A 19,857-nucleotide genomic window follows, 5' to 3' on the forward strand; every position below is an offset into this window, starting at 1 on the left:
ACTGCACCATATCGGTGCAAACAATCCCCAAAACGGTGCAAACAATGGACATAATCAGCCCGGAATCACCGCTTAGCGCGCTATTTTGGGGCTTTAAAAAGTTGGCACAGTTATCGCATTCTATTTAGCAATAGAGCAAAACATGCTCATTACTAATTTATTGCGGCCTGATGCCCAATCTAACACCGGAGGTTACTCAAGATGTCAGTAGAAAACGTACTTGCGCTGATCCAGGAAAACGAAGTTAAGTTTGTTGACCTACGCTTTACCGATACCAAAGGTAAAGAGCAGCACATCTCTATCCCATCCCACCAGATCGATGCTGACTTCTTTGAAGAAGGCAAAATGTTCGATGGCTCTTCTGTTGCAGGTTGGAAAGGTATCAATGAATCAGACATGGTGATGATGCCAGATGCAGCTAGCGCGGTACTTGACCCATTCACAGAAGATTCAACGCTTAATATTCGTTGTGACATCCTTGAGCCAGCAACAATGCAAGGTTACGATCGTGACCCTCGCTCTATCGCGAAACGCGCAGAAGAGTTCATGCGTTCAACTGGCCTTGCTGATAGCGTACTTGTTGGTCCTGAGCCAGAGTTCTTCCTATTTGATGACGTGAAGTTCAACACTGACATGTCAGGCTCTTTCTTCAAGATCGATGACGTGGAAGCGGCGTGGAACACAGGTTCTGATTTCGATGGTGGTAACAAAGGTCACCGTCCTGGCGTGAAAGGGGGTTACTTCCCAGTAGCACCGGTTGACTCATCGCAAGATATTCGTTCTGCAATGTGTCTAATCATGGAAGAAATGGGCCTAGTCGTCGAAGCCCACCACCATGAAGTAGCGACTGCGGGTCAAAACGAAATCGCAACACGCTTCAATACCCTAACGTCGAAAGCTGATGAAATCCAAGTGTACAAGTACGTTGTTCACAACGTCGCACACGCATTTGGTAAAACGGCCACCTTCATGCCTAAGCCACTCGTTGGTGATAACGGCAGCGGTATGCACGTTCACATGTCACTAGCAAAAGATGGTCAAAACCTGTTTGCGGGTGACAAGTACGGCGGTCTGTCTGAAATGGCGCTTTACTACATCGGCGGTATCATCAAGCACGCACGTGCAATCAACGCCTTCGCCAACCCAGCAACAAACTCATACAAGCGTCTTGTTCCTGGCTTCGAAGCACCGGTAATGCTGGCTTACTCTGCACGTAACCGTTCAGCGTCAATCCGTATCCCGGTGGTACCAAGCCCGAAAGCACGCCGTATCGAAGTACGTTTTGGTGACCCAGCAGCGAACCCATACCTAGCATTCGCAGCAATGCTAATGGCTGGCCTAGACGGTATCCAGAACAAGATCCATCCGGGCGAAGCAATGGATAAAGATCTGTACGACCTGCCAGCAGAAGAAGCAGCTGAAATCCCAACGGTTGCTGAATCGCTACAGGGCGCTCTGCAGTCACTAGACGAAGACCGTGAGTTCCTGACTTCTGGCGGTGTATTCTCTGACGATTTCATCGATTCTTACATCGAGCTAAAATCTCAAGATGTTGCGAAAGTAAACATGACTACGCACCCACTAGAGTTCGAACTGTACTACTCAGTTTAAGTAACTGATAAACAAATCGACATAATAGATTTAGGCCAGCTTCACAAGCTGGCCTTTTTGATCTTGTTCCCCATCAGCCCCAATGCCAACAATGAGGGATCACTCACCGCCTAATAGCAAACATGGACAAAACATCCCACTTACTGCCGACACTCCTATTACTCTCTGCCACCGCTGCTGCCAGCGAGATCTATACCTGGCAAGACGAGGAAGGGATCACCCACTTTTCCGACAAGCCCCACCCCAGCGCCTCAGTGATAAACATTCAGGCCCCGCCGCAATCCACCACGCCCGAGGCGCTCGCCGCCGAGCCAGGACTCGCACCAGAGCTGAAGCCAGAGCCGTCAACCGACCCCGTCCTTCCGGATGCTCGCATCCTGTTAACGACCCCTTCCGACCAGCAAACCCTTCGCGACAACCAAGGCAACCTGACGGTCATGGCCTCGAGCAACCGCAAGCTTAATCAAGGGCACAGCGCTCGCCTGCGCCTCGATGGTGATGTCTATGGCCGAGCGCAGACCCAGCTTATCTGGCCTCTCACCAATATTGATCGCGGCAGCCATACCCTACAGGTAGAATTAATAAAACACGGCAAGGTTATTGCATCATCTGAAGAAATAACTGTCTTCTTGCACCGTGCCCGCATCAACCAGCGCCCTGAACCAGTCCCAGAGCCCAAATAACAGGCGCACGCCATTTTTTCGTTCACGATACCAGGCAGACAGGCTACACTTGATTGCACCAATATGGTGCACTAGCAGTTCAGTGCACCAACATGAACTGCACCAACAAGGATGGTAACTGTGACGGCTGACTTTTCCCCCCTGATCCTGGACAACCAAGTCACGGCAATCGTATTGCTCGATGAATCGCTGACCATACGCTACGTCAACCCAGCAGCCGAGCAGCTGTTGTCGTTCAGCAAGCGCCGGCTCAACAATACCCATTTCCCGGATCTGCTTCAGCATACGTCGTTAGATCTGAACCTGATCTCCGACACCTTGCAAAGCGGGCAGGGGCTGGCAGACAGTGATGTCACCTTTGTCATCGACGGTCGCCACCATACCCTTGAGCTCAATGCCAGCCCACTATCTTGGCAGCGCGAGTTATTGATATTGCTTGAGCTCAAGCCGATCGACCAACAACGCCGTATCAGCCAAGAACTCAGTCAGCATGCCCAGCAGCAAGCCGCCAAGGAGTTGGTGCGCGGGCTGGCTCATGAAATCAAAAACCCGCTCGGTGGTCTGCGCGGTGCAGCCCAGTTGCTGGAAAAAACCCTGCCCGATCCGAGTTACACCGAATATACCCAAATGATCATCGAGCAGGCCGACCGACTACGTAATCTGGTCGATCGCCTACTCGGGCCGCAGCGTCCCGGCAGCCGCCAGCAAGACAATATCCACGTTGTGCTGGAAAAAGTCCGCCAGCTGATCAGTATTGACTGTGGCGAGAATATTCACCTGCACCGCGATTATGATCCCAGCCTGCCTGATTTCACCATGGATGCCGAGCAACTCGAACAAGCCATTCTCAATATTGTCAGCAATGCCTCGCTGGCTCTCCAGCAATATGGTGGCGGCAATATTACCCTCAAAACCCGCACCGCCCACCAGGCACTGATCCACGGCAAGCGCTACCGGGTCGCCGCCAAAATCGACATCATCGACGATGGCCCAGGGATCCCGAGTGATATCCAGGACACCCTGTTCTATCCCATGATCACCGGACGCGAAGGCGGAACCGGGCTGGGACTGTCTATTGCACAGAACCTGGTCGACCAGCACCAAGGTAAGATTGAGGTCATCAGCTGGCCGGGCCATACCAAATTCACCCTGTATTTACCGATAATGTAGAGGATTCACCATGAGCAAAGGACTAATTTGGGTCGTTGATGACGACAGCTCGATCCGCTGGGTAATGGAGCGGACCCTCAATGCAGCGGGATTGAAATGTGAAACCTTCGCCAATGCCGACAGCGTGGTTGAAGCCCTCGAGCGCAGCGTGCCCGATGTACTGGTGTCCGATATCCGTATGCCGGGGATGGACGGCTTCTCTTTACTCAAGGTGCTACAGGCAGACTACCCGACCCTGCCAGTCATCATCATGACAGCCCACTCCGATCTCGATGCCGCCGTCAATGCCTATCAGGAAGGGGCTTTTGAATACCTGCCCAAGCCATTTGATATTGACGAGGCGGTCAGCCTCGTCGAGCGGGCCGTGACCCACAGCCAAGAGCAAAAGCGCCAGCAGCAACCAGAAGCGTTCGAAAAAAACGCCCCGGAAATTATCGGTGAAGCCCCGGCGATGCAGGAGGTGTTCCGCGCCATCGGCCGCCTATCCCGCTCATCGATATCGGTGCTGATCAACGGTGAATCGGGAACCGGCAAAGAGCTGGTCGCCCATGCGCTGCACCGCCACAGCCCGCGCAGCCACAAGGAATTCATCGCCCTCAACATGGCTGCCATTCCCAAAGATCTGATTGAATCGGAATTGTTCGGCCACGAAAAAGGCGCCTTTACCGGTGCCAACAGTGTTCGCCAGGGCCGGTTCGAACAGGCCAACGGCGGCACCCTGTTCCTCGATGAAATCGGCGACATGCCACTGGATATCCAGACCCGATTGCTGCGGGTACTGGCAGACGGCCAGTTCTACCGGGTAGGCGGCCACTCTCCGGTCAATGTCGATGTCCGGATCATCGCCGCCACCCACCAGAACCTCGAAAGGCTGGTTGCTGGCGGAGACTTCCGTGAGGATCTGTTCCACCGCCTCAACGTCATTCGGGTCCACCTGCCCGCGCTCAAAGACCGCCGCCAAGATATTCCGCAGCTGACCCGCCATTTCCTGATGCGTGCATCCGACGAGCTCGGGGTCGAGGTCAAAACCCTGCACCCTGATACCGAAGAGGCCTTGATGACGCTGGATTGGCCGGGTAATGTCCGCCAGCTGGAAAATACCTGCCGCTGGCTCACCGTGATGGCCAGCGGTAAGGAAATCCTGCCGGCGGACTTGCCGCCGGAGCTAGTCGCCCCCAGTCAACGGGAAGCCAGCGAGGGCGGCCACCAGCACTGGCATCACGCATTGGAAAAGTGGGCCTTCGACAACCTGCGCCAAGGACACCAGAACCTGCTCGGCGAGGCACTGCCGGAGTTTGAAAAAATCCTGCTCGAAGCGGCGCTGGAGCACACCCATGGCCACAAACAGGAAGCGGCACGCTTACTCGGCTGGGGCCGTAATACCCTGACCCGTAAACTCAAAGAGCTCAATGTCGTGACTGACTAATCCTCCACACCTTTCATGCGGAAAGAATTTCAACAGCTTCAGTAAGCATCAACAGAGTTTCTTTCCGCATCGACAATTTGCCCCTGCAACTTTCTGTACCCGTATACAAAAGTTGTCGAGACTGAAAATCGAACGCAGTATGACTAGAACGGAGAGGTGCAAATAAATCGCCATTACTGGTTGTTTTTTGACCTACCCCCATTCCATCTTCGCGCGTTTTGCGTACAATACCCCCCGGTTTCAGCCATCACTGAAACCACACCACATAACACTCAAAACACAGTTGGATCCCCACCATGCTGGAAAGTCTATTTTCATTCAGCGTGGCAATGCCTGCTGTCAGCGAAATCGCAACCAATGGCCCTGGCCATTTTGCTGCCGGTATCCTGGCCCTGATTGCCGCGGTGAACATGTTTCATGGCTAGCGCCTGAACCAAAAAGCCCCCGAGCCATAACGGCTCGAGGGCTTTTTGTTTATCTGGACGATAAAGCCAATAACGGGGGTTAGATCACCCGCGAGAACTGTTGCTGGCGAGCGCGGTGGCGCAAATATTTGTCAAAGCACATACAGATATTTCGGATCAATAAACGGCCTTTCAGCGCGACCTCAATCGTCGTATCGCTGACTTCAACCAGACCATCATTGATAAAGGTCTGCAGCAACTCGATATCTTCAGCAAAATAACGATCAAACTCGATATCAAACTGCTGCTCAATCGCTGTTTTATCGAGGTGGAAGTTACAAATCAGCGACTTGATCACCTCGCGGCGCAGCAGATCATCGCCATCCAGAGACACCCCTTTCCATAGCGCTTCGCGCTTTTCATCAACGCTGGCATAGTATTGCTTGAGCTCTTTTTGGTTCTGGGCGTAGCAATTGCCAATCATCGAAATCGCCGATACCCCCAGACCCAACAGGTCGGTATCCCCTTGGGTCGTATACCCTTGGAAATTACGGTGCAAGATGCCTTCGCGCTGGGCCACCGCCAGTTCATCTTCCGGCAGGGCAAAGTGATCCATGCCGATAAACTGGTAACCGGCACCGGTTAGGGTTGCAATGGTCTGCTGCAAAATCGTCAGCTTCTCATTGGCCTGCGGCAAGTCGGCATCTTTGATCTTACGCTGGGCAGCAAACAGCTTCGGCATGTGGGCGTAGTTGAAAATAGACAAACGGCCAGGGCGCATGGTCAGCACCTGATCGAGGGTTTGGGCAAATAACGCCGGGGTCTGCTTTGGCAGACCATAGATCAAATCCAGGTTGGTCGAACGGAAACCCAGTTCGCGGGCACGCTCTACCATGGCAAAAATGAACGCTTCATCCTGCTCGCGGTTAACCAGTTTCTGTACTTCTTTATTGAAGTCCTGCACCCCGATACTCAGGCGGTTGAAGCCTTCGCTGCGCAGGTGGTCAAGCATATCCAGCTCGATTTCACGCGGGTCGACCTCGATACTGATCTCGGCATCGGGGGTAAACGTAAACTGTTCACGCAACAGATCCATCAGGCGGCTTACCTGCACCTTGGTCAGGAACGTCGGTGTGCCCCCGCCCCAGTGAAGCTGGCTCACGGTCCGCTGGCCCAACAGCGTCGAGCGCTGGCGGATTTCCTGCTCCAACGCATCAAGGTACTGATCGGCCTTGTGCTGGTGACGGGTGATGATCTTGTTACAGCCACAGTAATAGCAAAGCTTGTGGCAGAACGGGATATGGACATACAACGACAGGTTACGCTCAGGGTACTGGGCGCACGCCATGTCAAATTCCGCTGGTGTAAACGCTTCATGGAACTCCAGCGCTGTTGGGTATGAAGTATAACGCGGCCCCGAATAATTATATTTTTCGATTAAGGCCTGATCCCAAATAATTTGCTCATTTGACATGACTTGTTTCCACTAAATTAGATAGAGGGGGGAGAATACTGGCCACCAAGTGTGACACAAGTTGGTAAAGATGTAGATAGGAGATAACTAAACTGCTATCCCGATCAGAATTCCCCTGTCTCTCAGTATAGACAGGGGAAAACAGGAACCGAACTCAGACCGTTGGCTTCGCCGCCAAGATCAAATCCAGCTCAGACTTGATAGATTCAACCAAGCGTGCCTCGGCCTTCATCCTGATCAAATCCAGCTGCATACGTTCTTTCTTGGCCAGGGTCTTGCGCGCATCGCCGCGCGGCATGTCCTTCACCACCAGGTAAAGCTCGTGCATCGACGGATACCGGTTGGCAAAATCGACCCGATGGTCCCCCTGCAGCACTTCCATCAGCTTGTACAAGCGGATGGCAATTTCCGACATATCACATTCTTCTTTCTTGCCGGCTTCGGCAATGATCAGCACGCTTTCCATGATATTGGCATTGCGCTGCTTGATCCCAGCTTCCTGCTGGCGCTGGGCGCGAGCCAGAAATGCCTTATGGCGCTGGGTCTGCTGATAGAGCTTAAACAACAAATAACCGGCATAGCTTGCCAAAACGGCCACAATCACGCCGGCCAGTCCTAGCCACAATGTCATATCCTGCAAGGCTTACTCCTTGTCTAAACCATCAAAATCCATGTTTTCGAACTGATCAAGCAAGTCATCGTCTGAACGAGGGCCACGAGGGGTCGGCACATCGTCCATTTCCGGCTCGTCTTCTTCCAGCAAACCAAGCTGGTTCATCAGCTGCTCGATACGATCCAGCTTCTGGTCAACTTGCTTCTGCAAACCGGCACCCAGCTTCTCACCGGCCTCGATGCGGTCAAGCAGTATCATTAGCTGGGCATCATTTTCCAGCATTTGTAGTTCTTGCTCGGCGCTCATGCGGCGCTGTTGCTTGGTCATCGGCTTTTTCGGCTCAACAATCAAAGGGATCGCTTTCTTGCTGCCGTGACGCGGGTCTTTACGCTGTGCTGCCTTGCGGGCATCATCAGGCGATACTATTGAATGGCGGCTACCTGACTTCAGGCCTTTGCGCTTACGATCTTTCTTGCGCTGCAGGCCGTCTAGATCATTCTGGTTACGGGTCTTAATGGTGACTACCTGATCGGATGATCCGGTAGCACGGCTTCTTTTCTTACGGGTCATTACTGGGTTTTCCTCAGCAAAATTACATCATTCCCAACGAACTCGACGTCCAGGCCATCTCTTTGAGCCAAATAGTGGAACGTCTCGCGGCTAAAAAAGCTCACATGCGTTGGGTCGTTCTTGTAATGCCATTGCGCAAAGGCATCTGCATCTTTTGCCAGTTTGGTCATCAAGCCCAGCCAACCACCGGGTTTTACCATACCAACCAGCTGCCCCCATTCCTTCGCAGGCGTATAAAAGTGTTCAATCGCCTCGGTACAGGTCACAAAGTCATATTGCGTGCCCAGTACCTCAGTCTTGTTGGCAAAGTACGGATCATAAATTGCCATGTTGTGGCCAGCTTCAGTCAGCATCAGCGACAAGGTCGGGCCGGGGCCGCAACCAAAATCTAGGCCATCAAGCGGCGTATCGCCAAGACGCTCCCTCAGCGGATCGGCAAGCCGGGCCAGAAAGCGCCGGTAACCCAAGTCTTCTGGGTTATTCTCATGCAAATCATAGTGCGCTTTCTCTTCTTGTGGCGACAATCTCGACTCGGGATCAGCAAAAATTAATGCGCACTCCCCACAGCGGACATACTGTCGGCGCCGATCTTCAAAAAACAGCGCAGTACTCTGGCTGCGGCACAGCGGACAAGGGGTCATCTTCGCTCTCCTGTTTAAGTCTATCGTACAGGGCATTGCCACGGCTCCCAATGAAGCCCGGTATCATAGCAGATTTGATGGAGAAATGTGCACTACAAAGGAGGGGGAGGCAAACGGCCAAAAAGAAAAAAGCGACAGGTTATTCAACCTGTCGCTCTGTGGGTTCGCCATTAGAGGCTATATCCTGTCTAGTCTGTCCTTAACCAGTATGTAACATCCCGGTCTGACAATATCCTTTTGTTATTGTTGCTTCCGTGCCAACGTGTTGTTCTTCATCGTCCTGATGAGTTTTTTCCGTCCCTGAACGGTTATCCCTGTTCATGCGGCTATCCTTAACCGGCTGTGTCCATCAGCGTGTTGCCATCTGGCAACCAGTTCACCATCCGTGTGTGCACTCCGTCCTAGAATGCTGCTTCCTATGTTGTGTTTTCTTTTCCGTAAGCGTCTTTCCTGACAGTCCTTACCACATCTTGCGGCCTACCCGGCTCCTTGCCGGACAATCCTGTATTCCTTCGGGCACCCTGCCCATGCCGTCACTGGCGCTTTCCGTTCCTAGCCGACTCCCTGTCGACAAGGCATACTTTACGCCAATCTAGACTTGAAACAATGTACCTACTAGAAATGTTTGGCTGTAACTTTATTTCAATAAGCACAAGATATTGTTTCATAGTGGCTTTCAGGCAATAACTATTAACAACTTCATCAACATCGGCCAATACGAATAGCCAATCTCTCACAACCCACCCAGCCATTTGCGTTTTAAGGTGAAAAAACTGTCATTTTCTTGCAGGCTCAGCCACCTCCAGGCAACAAAAAAGGCAGCCGGAGCTGCCTTCTTCTCACCACCGACTGGAAGCCAGGCTGAAGTAATAGTTAGTGCAAGCCGCCGACGTACTGCGACAAAGCGGTAATTTCGTCGTCCGTCAGCTTAGCAGCTACCGCACGCATCATGGCGTTCATGTCATTGCCACGCTGGCCGTCGCGGAATTTCTCCAGCTGTAGCTTGACGTATTCGCCATTCTGGCCGGAGATTTTAGGGAAACCTGATAGGCTGGTACCATTGCCTCGAGGACCGTGACACGCCGTACATGCCGTCACACCGCGCTCGGTATCACCAAAGCGGTACAGGGTCTGGCCAAGTTCAATCGACGACTCGGCCGTGGTGTTATCGGAGATCGGTAATGAGGCATAGAAGGCGGCCAAATCAGCCATATCCTGCTCGGTCAGGGGCATGGCCATCCCCCCCATCACAGGATCGTTACGCCCTTGGGCACCACCGGTACTCATGGCTAGCTTAAAATCGTTGAGCTGCTTTTCAAGGTAACCTGCGTGCTGACCGGCGATCTTCGGGTATTGCGCCATTATCCCATTACCATCTGCACCATGGCAGGCGGCACATGTTGCGGCTTTTGCCTTTCCGGCTTCTGCATCTCCCTGGGCCCAGGCTGAGCAACTGGCCAGCAGAGTCAATATCAGTGCTAATTTCTTCATGACATTCCGTTTATAATTATAGAGCTTCCAGTACCACAAGTAATGCTCAGTAACATGGTATACAATGCGACCACTAACCGAGCTCGGTTTTCATACATTTTACACAATTTCACATAAAAGTAATCAGTCGACTACATCAAGACTTGACGGAGTTAACAGTGAATCAACCTCTCAACTATAGAAACACAGGATTTATCACAAGTGCGCCTACAATCCGACACTTGCCAAACGACACAGGCGTTGAGATCGCATTTGCTGGCCGCTCCAATGCAGGTAAGTCGAGTGCACTAAACCGCATCACCGACCAAAAAAGCCTGGCCCGTACATCTAAAACGCCCGGACGTACCCAACTGATCAATATGTTCGAGGTGATACCCGGCTGTAACCTGATTGACCTTCCGGGTTATGGCTATGCCCAGGTTCCGCTGGAAATGAAATTGAAATGGCAGGAATCACTGGGTGAATACCTGCAAAAGCGCGAATGCCTGCAGGGCCTAGTCGTGCTGATGGACATCCGTCACCCGCTAAAAGATCTGGATCAGCAGATGATCATGTGGGCGATCGAAAGCCGCCTGCCAGTATTGGTCCTGCTCACCAAGGCCGACAAGCTTAAAAGCGGTGCCCGCAAACAGCAGCTGATGAAAGTGCGCGATAACGTCAAGACATTCGGCGGTGACGTGCAAGTCGAAGCCTTCTCGTCACTCAAGGGGATCGGTTTGGACCAAGTTCGCCGTAAGCTGGATGAATGGTTTGCTCCAGAGCTAGAGCGCCAACTGGCAATGCTCGAAGAAGACGACGCGCAAGGCGCAGAGTAAACGCTAGCCGACCAATACAAAAGCTCCCGTCTGGGGGCTTTTTTTTTGCCCCGTGGTCGAGCCTTACAGGTAGCCAGACCCGGGCATAAAAATACCCCACCAGCAAGGCGGGGCAATGGGAGAGAAATAGGAGGTTTTTATATTTGTCCAGAAAGCATCAGTGATTTCCCCCACCAACGCAAGTTTTTTCTCCCATAATTGTGTATCCACCCTAACCTAATCACAGGTTATGCCTTGGTTTCCAGCAGATAACTACCAGTTTTAAGTGGTTGGAGGGCAATAACAGGGAAAGTTGTTTTTTATCAAAAATAAAGAGTGATGTAGCTTAATAATAACATCCCAAAATGGAATTAAATTACAGTTTTACGGTAAGACGGGTAAAAAAAAAGCCACCCCAAATCCAGGATGGCTATTTCATGTATTTGCTGGCTAGCCGGCTTGGAGCCCACTCCCGAAAACAAATATGAACAAGAAGCAAACAAGATTATAGCGATCCGCCAAACCAAATTAAAGTAATTACTCTAAAAACAAGTGAAGAAAAATTCTCCATACAGAGTAGACACTGGAAACAAAACCTTCCAGCGCTGTTGTTCGGTCTCTAAATAGGTGATATGGCAACCAATCAGCGCCAACATGATCAAAAGATAAACGGGAGTATGAGGGGGGAATGGATTTTTCGGCGCCACAATAAAAAACGCCCTGGCCAAATGACCAGGGCGGCTGAATCAGCCAAATCCAATAACGTGAAACAAAAGGTCTGAAAGATAGAACATCTTACCTCTGTACCCTACGCCTCTAACTGTATATCAATTGCTCAGTTTTGAAAAGCATTTTTGTAGTTTTTTTTCAAGATCTCGTAAGTAATTTTTAACAATCGTAATTCATTGAACGAATAATTTAAGCCAAAAAAATAGCCAGCAATGCTGGCTATTATCGTACGATTATGGGCTTTCGGATTAAATTAGTGCGCCTGATCCCAGTTATCACCAATCCCAGCGTCCGCAATCAGCGGGACAGCCAATTCAGCAGCGGATTCCATGAGACGACGAACTTCGGCAGAAACGTTATCGACCTCCGACTCCTGTACTTCAAATACAAGTTCGTCATGCACTTGCATTAGCAAGCGTACTTGGCCTTCAGGCTGCTGGCCAACCCACTCATCCACCAACACCATCGCACGTTTGATAATATCAGCGGCCGTCCCCTGCATCGGGGCGTTGATCGCCGCACGCTCAGCCGCTTTACGGCGAATGCCGTTGCGCGATTTGATATCAGGCAGGTGCAAGCGACGACCGTACAAGGTTTCCACATAGCCCTGCTCACTGGCTTGGTTGCGAGTGCTTTCCATATATTCGAGCACACCAGGGTAACGCTCGAAATACACATTCATGTAATCTTGTGCTTCATTACGCCCCATATCCAGCTGCTTGGCCAAACCAAATGCGCTCATGCCATAGATCAGACCGAAGTTGATCGCCTTAGCACGACGGCGCTGCTCAGTAGACACTGACTCGAGCGGGATCCCCAAGATCTCAGCGGCCGTCGCGGCATGGATATCCTTGCCATTACGGAAGGCATCCAACAGGGCCTGATCACCCGAGAGATGGGCCATGATACGCAATTCAATTTGCGAGTAGTCGACGGCTAATACCTTATAGCCAGTTGGTGCAATGAAGGCCTGGCGAATACGGCGCCCTTCCTCATTACGTACCGGGATGTTCTGCAAGTTCGGATCGCTCGATGACAAACGTCCCGTCGCGGTTACGGCCTGATGGTAGGAAGTATGGACGCGGCCTGTTGCCGGGTTCACCATCTTCGGCAGTTTGTCGGTATAGGTCGACTTCAGCTTCGCCAAACTACGGTATTCCAAGATCAGCTTAGGCAGCGGGTAATCCAATGCCAGCTCCTGCAGCACTTCTTCATTGGTCGAAGGCGTACCAGATGGCGTTTTCTTCAGCACCGGTAGGCCCATCTTTTCAAACAGAATTGCCTGCAACTGCTTTGGCGAGCTCAAGTTGAACTCATCACCCGCGATCTCGTAGGCCTGCTTCTCCAGTTCATCAAGACGGACGGCGATCTCGGTAGACTGGGCGCCAAGTTGCATGCTATCAATCAGCACACCGGTACGCTCTATGCGAGACAATACCGGTACCAATGGCATTTCAATGTCTTCAAACACCGACTTGAGCTTTTCATCGGTATTCACTTTTTCAATCAGCAGGTTATGCAGGCGCAGGGTAATATCGGCATCTTCTGCCGCATAAGGGCCGGCTTGCTCCAAATCAATCTGATTGAAAGTCAGCTGCTTCTTGCCCTTACCAGCAATATCTTCAAAACTAATGGCTTTGTGCTCGAGGTAGCGTAACGACAAGCTATCCATATCGTGGCGACCGACCACACTGTTGAATACGTAAGACTCCAGCATGGTGTCAAAACGGATCCCCTGCATGTCAATACCGTAACGGGCAAGGATACTGGCATCGAACTTGAGGTTCTGGCCCACCTTGGCACGATCTGGATCTTCCAGCAATGGCTTAAGCTGAGCCAGCACCCAGTCACGGTCCAGCTGGGTTGGCGCATCAAGGTAATCATGGGCAACCGGCACATAAGCCGCTTTGCCTTCTTCGACCGCGAATGACACGCCCACGAGGTTTGCCGTCATGTAATCGAGGCCGTCGGTTTCAGTATCAAACGCAACGACTTCAGAGGAGTTCAGTGTTTCCAGCCACTGATTAAACGCCGCTTCATCCAATACGGTTTCATAACCACTGCGGTCAATCACCGGTGCCACCGGTTGAGTGTCTGCTGTAGGCGATGACGCTTTTTCATCGGCAACAATACGGCCGTCACTGCCGTCTAGCATTTCAGACAGCCAACGACGGAACTGCAACTGGCCAAACAACTTGGTCAGCGCATCAGTATCCGGCGTACTTTTCACCAACTGCTCAGGCGTTACATCGAGCTCAACATCCAGCTTAATGGTCGCCAACTCGTAGGACAGATATGCCGCCTCTTTATTGTCCTGCAGTTTTTTCGGCATGGTTTTCGAGCCACGAAAGCCCAATGGCGGGATATCGTCGAGATTGGCATACAGTGCATCCAGGCCACCGATCCCCGTCAACAGGGCCTTGGCTGTTTTCTCACCAACGCCCGGTACACCCGGAATGTTATCGACCTTGTCTCCCATCAGGGCAAGGTAGTCGATGATCAACTCTGGGCCGATACCGAACTTATCAACAACCCCGGCCGGATCCATCACCACATCTGTCATGGTATTGATCAGGGTAACGTTCTGATCAACCAGCTGGGCCATATCTTTATCACCGGTACTGATCAAGACCGGCATACCGGCTTTAGATGCCTGGCTGGCCAAGGTGCCAATCACGTCGTCGGCTTCAACCCCGGAAATCGAAATCAGCGGTAGGCCCATGGCCTTGATAACGGCATGAAGAGGCTCGATTTGAGAGCGAAGATCATCCGGCATCGGCGGACGGTTGGCCTTGTATTCCGGATACATATCATCTCGGAATGTTTTTCCTTTCGCATCGAAAATGACGGCAATGTGCTCGGTGGAAAACTGACGCAGCATACTGCGCAGCATATTCACCACACCATAGACAGCACCGGTTGGTTCACCGTCTGAATTAGTGAAGTTAGGCGCAGCATGGTAGGCACGGTAAAGATAAGATGATCCATCAATCAGAATAAGTGGATTTTCTGGGATAGTTGCCATAGAGATAGTCTTATATCCGGGGGATGAAAGAGTGAGGACACTAGGATGCCATGACTACCATCAACTGTTAACTGCTGTTTTCCAATCCCGGCCTTACATCTGTGGATAAGTTTGTTGGTAGTTCATTTTAATGCGTTGATCAATTTTTAAAACACTAAAAAAATAGCGAATAAAATCACTAAAATACAAGCACTTAAACCAATAAAGCTCATTTGATCCACGATCCTGCAATGATCGTTAATTGTGGAAAAAGTTAACAGAGCGTTCTTAAATAAGATGAACTGAGAGTAAAAACAGACAAATCTGACGATAAAGGGAGCCATTATGAAGAAAATAGCAGTTATTTTGAGCGGCTCGGGGGTGTTTGACGGTGCCGAGATCCATGAAGCCGTCCTCTCCCTGCTGGCTATCGAGCAAGAAGGGGCCAGCTGGCATTGCTTTGCCCCGAATATGGATCAACACCATGTGATTAACCATTTGACCGGTGAAGAAATGGCGGAAACACGGAATGTGCTGATCGAGGCAGCCCGGATCGCCCGCGGACAAATCGACGATCTGGTCATATTGGATCCCAGCCAGTATGACGCCCTGCTGCTGCCCGGCGGCTTCGGGGCAGCCAAGAACCTGTCAGACTTTGCCTTCAAGGGAAGTGAGTGCTCCATCCACCCCGAGGTCAAACGGGTCTGCCAGCAATTTGCCGAGGAAGAGAAACCCGCCGGTTACCTTTGCATCGCCCCTGCAATGATCCCACTGATCTACGGCCCGGGAGCCAAAGGGACGATAGGTACGGATCCCGATACGTCAAAAGCCTTCAACCAAATGGGCGGTGAGCATATCAAGTGCCCGGTCGATGATTTCGTCCTGGATCAAAAGCGCCGGCTGCTGACTACCCCTGCGTATATGCTGGCCGGCAGTGTGTCTGAAGCTGCGGAAGGGATCAATAAGCTGGTCAGGGAGTTGGTGAAAATAGCCTGAGGCCGCCGATCTGGCAATCAGCGCTAGATAAAGAAAAAGCGGCACTACTTTCCACCTTAAAAACAGGAAGTAGTCGCCGCTCAGCAGAAAGGATAGCCGTTTTTAGCCCTACACTAAAAACCGATCCGAGCTAAAGTACACTGGAAGCAATGTGAGCAATGTCGTGCCTTCAACCAGAACCGTTTTGAACCGTTCTCGCTGAGTGCAAGCTAATAATAACCATTCTCAATTGAGATGCAAGCACTTATTGAGAATGACTTTCATTTAGTGACTTAACAAAGTGCAGCCTGAAGTCTTCAATACCGTCTTTTTTTTCTAAATGCTCGACTTGGTAGCCGTTTCTCAGCAATAAACGTAACATCGCAGGAAACCGGTTTCGGGATTTTACCCTCAACGTCTGATAGCCATGTGCCACGACCCACTCTTCCTGGGCCTCGAGCAGGGCTTGTGCCACACCACCACGACGACCAAGCGGCGCCACACCACCCAGCCAGCTGTAAAAACAATCTTCCGACAGCTGATAGCCAATCTTGACCCCGGCTAATTCGCCATCGATCTCAGCCACTAAAATCAGTACCCGATGGCCACGGAGCCTCTTCCTGAGCTCATCTTCGGTAGCGGGGCGAGCAAACTCGGTGATCGTGGCCAACACCGTGACGGCTTCTTCAATACTGGCCTCACGAATATGCATACTAATTCCTCCTCTATACCAAACTGAATAAGACCAGCAATGCTGGCCTTATTCAGTTTGGTTATTATGGTGCGAAACCCAGAGAAGGGAAAGCTAGACACCCAAGGTGTTGTGCGATTGCGGGTCACTCTTCTGTGGGGCTGGCGGCAAGGCCGTCAGCTTATTAATCAGATAATTGAGCAGCACCCCGTACATAGGTACAAACAAGCCAAGGCTGATCAGCAGTTTAAAACCATAATCCACCAAGGCAATCTCGACCCAGTTCTCTGCCATGAATGCATCAGGGCTGTTGTAGAACGCAATCGCGAAGAAAGCCAATGTATCAAGGGCATTACCGAATAAGGTCGAACAGCTCGGGGCGACCCACCATTGCTTGGTCTGACGGAGCCGGTTGAATACCGACACATCCATGATTTGCCCTAGCAAGTAAGCCATAAAGCTGGCAATCGCAATTCGGGCAACGAACAAGTTGAACTCAGCGAGATGGCCCAATCCCTGATATTCCCCTTGGTAAAAAAGTACCGATAGCACATAGGAAATCACCAGTGCTGGCATCATTACCCGAAGGATGATCTGCCTTGCCATTGCCGCGCCGAAAATACGTACCGTCAAGTCGGTCGCCAAAAAGATAAACGGAAAGGTAAAGGCGCCCCATGTGGTATGGAGTCCCATGACCGTAAAAGGAAGCTGAACCAAATAATTGCTTGATGCGATGATCAACAGGTGGAAAACCACCAGAAAAGAAAGGGCCTTGCGCTGCTGCGCAGGCGAAAATTGAGAAGTCGTCATTGTCAGACCTTTTTGTCATTGGGGGAGAGGGAACCCAAAACACTACTGCTAGCTCTCACACCGCCAGTAGCAACCGAAGGCGGGGATTATACAGCAAACCACCGCGGTGCCTAGAGCATCACCGCTCGCCCAGCAACCCGGCGAGGAATAACAGTGTTTCTTGTGCTTCACTATCCAGTCCTTCCAGCCACATCTGGCCACTGTAGTGCTCCCCCTTCAGCAGCAAGCGGCAACCTTCAAAATCCACCAGCCACACATGCAAATCCGCATTGGGCTCTTTGTCCACGACCGTGATCCCAAGCCCCTGAAGCAACGCATCGGCCACCGTGGCAAAGTTATCATAATCGAACTCTGGTCCACCGATCTCAAGCAGCTTTGCTGCGGTATCCAACCGGCGACACCAGTAGTGAGGGATTGCTGTCATAGTGCTTATTCCTTTTCGCAATGCTTGGCCAGCGATTGTTTCCTGTAACCAATTGTTTCTCTGAGTATCAACCAATAACCAGCCTCTAGCCAAGGGGCGATGATCATGGTTTTATGAGGGTGTTGCTAGCAGGGGAAACCCGGTTAGCAATCGGTGAATTTAACATTCTCACCAAATACGCAAGCTGTTTTGTAGCGAACAGAGCATGCCGGAGCCCCGCTCCTGCCTGTATCTAATACGCATTTTGTACCGGACGCGGATTGTCCGGTATTTTTTTGTCTGGTCGACACCAGCCGGCTGCGAAACCGGCCTAGAAAGTGACTCAGAACCCGACGTCTTCACCTGCGGTCAGGTGATCTTCAATCAGCCCCAAGAAGACATTGCCGTATTTTTCCAGCTTGCGGTGCCCAACCCCGTTAACTGACAGCAACTCCCCCGCCGAGGTCGGCAAGCGTTCAGCCATCTCCATCAAACTGGCATCATTAAATACCACATACGGCGGCAAATCTTCTTCATCGGCAATGGCCTTGCGCAGCTTACGCAGCTTGGCAAACAGCTTCTTGTCGTATTGGCGGTTGGCCATTTTATCGCTTTTGGCACTACGGGCGGCAATATCAAGCCTCGGCACCGCCAACTCAAGGGGAATCTCCCCACGCAGTACTTCGCGTGCTTTGGCCGTTAGCTGCAAAATCGAACTGCGGACAATGTTCTGGGTCAGGAGACCACGGTGGATCAGCTGACGTAAAATACTGACCCAAAACTCATGGCTGTGCTCACGGCCAATACCATAAGTACTCAGTTTATCGTGGCCATATTCACGAATACGCTGGTTCTGCATACCACGCAGCACTTCCACCACATGGGTAATACCGAAACCTTGGTTAACCCGGTAGACACAGGAAAGTGCCTTTTGCGACACTTCCAAGGCATCGAAATGCTTGGGCGGGTCAAGGCACACATCGCAGTTACCACAAGGCTCTTCCCGCGCTTCACCAAAGTAATTGAGCAACACCTGGCGACGACATGTTTGAGCTTCAGCAAACGCTCCCATGGCATTGAGCTTATGGCTTTCCACTCGCTTCTGGGCACCGTCTTCTTTCTCATCCAGACAACGGCGTAGCCAGGCCAAATCGGATGGGTCATAAAACAGAATCGCCTCGGCCGGTAAGCCATCTCGGCCTGCCCGTCCGGTTTCCTGATAATAGGATTCAATGTTACGCGGGATATCGTAATGAACCACAAAACGGACATTGGGCTTGTTGATCCCCATGCCGAATGCCACGGTCGCCACCACGATTTGTACATCATCACGCTGGAAAGCTTCCTGTACCCACGCCCTTTCATCATGCTCCATACCAGCATGATAGGCGGCTGCACGGATCCCATTCTCGTTTAATTTTTCATTGATTTGTTCCACCCGCTTGCGGCTATTGCAGTAGATAATACCGCACTGGCCGCGCACCCCAGCCAAGTAGCGAGTCAGCTGGGCCATCGGCTTGTATTTTTCCTGCAGGGTGTAACGGATATTCGGCCGATCGAAGCTACCGAGATAGGTGTGCTGGGACTGCAAGGACAACCGGGCAATGATATCCTGCCGGGTGGTATCATCCGCTGTTGCCGTCAGGGCGATCACCGGTACATCGGGAAATGCCTGGCGCATACTGCCAAGAGCGGCGTATTCCGGCCTGAAATCATGCCCCCACTGCGAGATACAGTGCGCTTCATCCACTGCAACCATGCTCAATGGCAAACTGGCAAGCCGCTCGGAGAAATCACGGCCAAGCAGGCGCTCTGGCGAGACATAAACCAACTTGATCTGGCCTTGTTCCATCGCCTGAAAGGTACCCTGCACTTCTTCCCATGACATGGTGGAATTTATACAGGCGGCAGCCACCCCGTTAGCCTTGAGCTGGTCCACCTGATCTTTCATCAGGGAAATCAAGGGAGACACCACCAGTGTCAGCCCGTCACGCAACAAGGCTGGTATTTGGTAGCACAGCGACTTGCCGCCACCTGTTGGCATGATCACCAAGCAATCCTGCCCGGACACCGCCGCCTCGATAACAGGTTGCTGACCCTCACGGAACTGCTGGTAGCCAAACACATCCTGCAGCACCTGTTCACAGGTCATGGGGCTTTCGGTCTGGCACGGCTGGCTTGCTGGCATAACGTTCTCATTGGCGTGGGTGACCCGAAACCGGGCACAAGAAGATGGACAAGGCTGGCTATTCTATACCATTCAGATCACCGATGGGAGTCACCCCCCGTTCAATTCATTTTCGTACCCCGAGGCCGTGGTTGCTGAGGAAAAAGACAATAGTATTGAGATCGATCACGATTTATACTG

The 19,857-nt window shown here is 51.7% G+C and carries 18 protein-coding genes; 7 read left to right on the forward strand and 11 right to left on the reverse strand.

Annotation, left to right across the window (positions count from 1 at the left end; genetic code table 11):
* Positions 1-201 precede the first annotated feature (201 nt).
* The 5 genes from glnA (at position 202) to C9I99_RS27620 (ending at position 5,315) form a co-directional block, all read left to right on the forward strand.
* Complete coding sequence (glnA, locus tag C9I99_RS23865; RefSeq protein WP_107351329.1) at positions 202-1,611, forward strand: glutamate--ammonia ligase; 1,410 nt, start codon at positions 202-204, stop codon at positions 1,609-1,611.
* A gap of 122 nt (positions 1,612-1,733) precedes the next feature.
* Positions 1,734-2,294, forward strand: a complete 561-nt coding sequence (locus C9I99_RS23870; RefSeq protein WP_107351330.1) for a DUF4124 domain-containing protein — start codon at positions 1,734-1,736, stop codon at positions 2,292-2,294.
* A 120-nt stretch (positions 2,295-2,414) separates the two neighbouring features.
* Positions 2,415-3,464 carry a nitrogen regulation protein NR(II) gene (gene glnL, locus C9I99_RS23875; protein WP_107351331.1) on the forward strand — a complete coding sequence of 350 codons (1,050 nt, stop codon included), beginning with the start codon at positions 2,415-2,417 and terminating at the stop codon, positions 3,462-3,464.
* Positions 3,465-3,474: 10 nt separating this feature from the next.
* Positions 3,475-4,890, forward strand: a complete 1,416-nt coding sequence (gene glnG / locus C9I99_RS23880) for a nitrogen regulation protein NR(I) (RefSeq protein WP_107351332.1) — start codon at positions 3,475-3,477, stop codon at positions 4,888-4,890.
* A gap of 296 nt (positions 4,891-5,186) precedes the next feature.
* Complete coding sequence (locus tag C9I99_RS27620; RefSeq protein WP_275937939.1) at positions 5,187-5,315, forward strand: hypothetical protein; 129 nt, start codon at positions 5,187-5,189, stop codon at positions 5,313-5,315.
* A 79-nt stretch (positions 5,316-5,394) separates the two neighbouring features.
* Here C9I99_RS27620 and hemN read toward each other — a convergent pair whose 3' ends face one another.
* The 5 genes from hemN to C9I99_RS23910 all read right to left on the reverse strand — a co-directional run bounded on the left by hemN (position 5,395) and on the right by C9I99_RS23910 (position 10,083).
* A complete protein-coding gene (gene hemN, locus C9I99_RS23885; protein WP_107351333.1) occupies positions 5,395-6,768 on the reverse strand; it encodes an oxygen-independent coproporphyrinogen III oxidase in 1,374 nt (457 codons plus the stop codon).
* 154 nt (positions 6,769-6,922) lie between these two features.
* Positions 6,923-7,399 (reverse strand): DUF2489 domain-containing protein, encoded by a 477-nt coding sequence (locus C9I99_RS23890; protein ID WP_107351334.1) that lies wholly within the window; start codon positions 7,397-7,399, stop codon positions 6,923-6,925.
* 12 nt (positions 7,400-7,411) lie between these two features.
* On the reverse strand, positions 7,412-7,951 hold the full coding sequence (yihI, locus tag C9I99_RS23895) for a Der GTPase-activating protein YihI (protein ID WP_107351335.1): 540 nt from the start codon (positions 7,949-7,951) through the stop codon (positions 7,412-7,414).
* Entirely contained in the window at positions 7,951-8,592 is a 642-nt protein-coding gene (locus C9I99_RS23900; RefSeq protein ID WP_107351336.1) for a class I SAM-dependent methyltransferase, read from the reverse strand. Before C9I99_RS23900 ends, yihI begins: the two co-directional genes overlap by 1 nt.
* A gap of 873 nt (positions 8,593-9,465) precedes the next feature.
* Positions 9,466-10,083: a c-type cytochrome gene (locus tag C9I99_RS23910; RefSeq protein WP_107351338.1), complete on the reverse strand. Its 618-nt coding sequence runs from the start codon at positions 10,081-10,083 to the stop codon at positions 9,466-9,468.
* Positions 10,084-10,241: 158 nt separating this feature from the next.
* Between C9I99_RS23910 and yihA the strand changes: the two genes are divergently transcribed.
* A complete protein-coding gene (gene yihA / locus C9I99_RS23915; RefSeq protein WP_107351339.1) occupies positions 10,242-10,898 on the forward strand; it encodes a ribosome biogenesis GTP-binding protein YihA/YsxC in 657 nt (218 codons plus the stop codon).
* A gap of 725 nt (positions 10,899-11,623) precedes the next feature.
* Here yihA and spfP read toward each other — a convergent pair.
* Positions 11,624-11,671: a small protein SpfP gene (gene spfP, locus C9I99_RS27770; RefSeq protein ID WP_438616993.1), complete on the reverse strand. Its 48-nt coding sequence runs from the start codon at positions 11,669-11,671 to the stop codon at positions 11,624-11,626.
* A gap of 188 nt (positions 11,672-11,859) precedes the next feature.
* Positions 11,860-14,631, reverse strand: a complete 2,772-nt coding sequence (gene polA / locus C9I99_RS23920) for a DNA polymerase I (protein ID WP_107351340.1) — start codon at positions 14,629-14,631, stop codon at positions 11,860-11,862.
* 324 nt (positions 14,632-14,955) lie between these two features.
* Between polA and elbB the strand changes: the two genes are divergently transcribed.
* Complete coding sequence (gene elbB, locus C9I99_RS23925; RefSeq protein WP_107351341.1) at positions 14,956-15,606, forward strand: isoprenoid biosynthesis glyoxalase ElbB; 651 nt, start codon at positions 14,956-14,958, stop codon at positions 15,604-15,606.
* Between the two features lie 244 nt (positions 15,607-15,850).
* Here elbB and C9I99_RS23930 read toward each other — a convergent pair whose 3' ends face one another.
* The 4 genes from C9I99_RS23930 to recQ all read right to left on the reverse strand — a co-directional run bounded on the left by C9I99_RS23930 (position 15,851) and on the right by recQ (position 19,677).
* On the reverse strand, positions 15,851-16,297 hold the full coding sequence (locus tag C9I99_RS23930) for a GNAT family N-acetyltransferase (protein WP_107351342.1): 447 nt from the start codon (positions 16,295-16,297) through the stop codon (positions 15,851-15,853).
* 93 nt (positions 16,298-16,390) lie between these two features.
* Entirely contained in the window at positions 16,391-17,086 is a 696-nt protein-coding gene (locus C9I99_RS23935; RefSeq protein ID WP_107351343.1) for a 7-cyano-7-deazaguanine/7-aminomethyl-7-deazaguanine transporter, read from the reverse strand.
* A 118-nt stretch (positions 17,087-17,204) separates the two neighbouring features.
* Positions 17,205-17,510 carry a DUF3630 family protein gene (locus C9I99_RS23940; protein ID WP_107351344.1) on the reverse strand — a complete coding sequence of 102 codons (306 nt, stop codon included), beginning with the start codon at positions 17,508-17,510 and terminating at the stop codon, positions 17,205-17,207.
* A 322-nt stretch (positions 17,511-17,832) separates the two neighbouring features.
* Complete coding sequence (gene recQ, locus C9I99_RS23945; protein WP_107351345.1) at positions 17,833-19,677, reverse strand: ATP-dependent DNA helicase RecQ; 1,845 nt, start codon at positions 19,675-19,677, stop codon at positions 17,833-17,835.
* Positions 19,678-19,857: the final 180 nt, after the last annotated feature.

Source organism: Photobacterium lutimaris (assembly GCF_003025555.1).
GTDB classification, from domain to species: Bacteria; Pseudomonadota; Gammaproteobacteria; order Enterobacterales; family Vibrionaceae; genus Photobacterium; species Photobacterium lutimaris.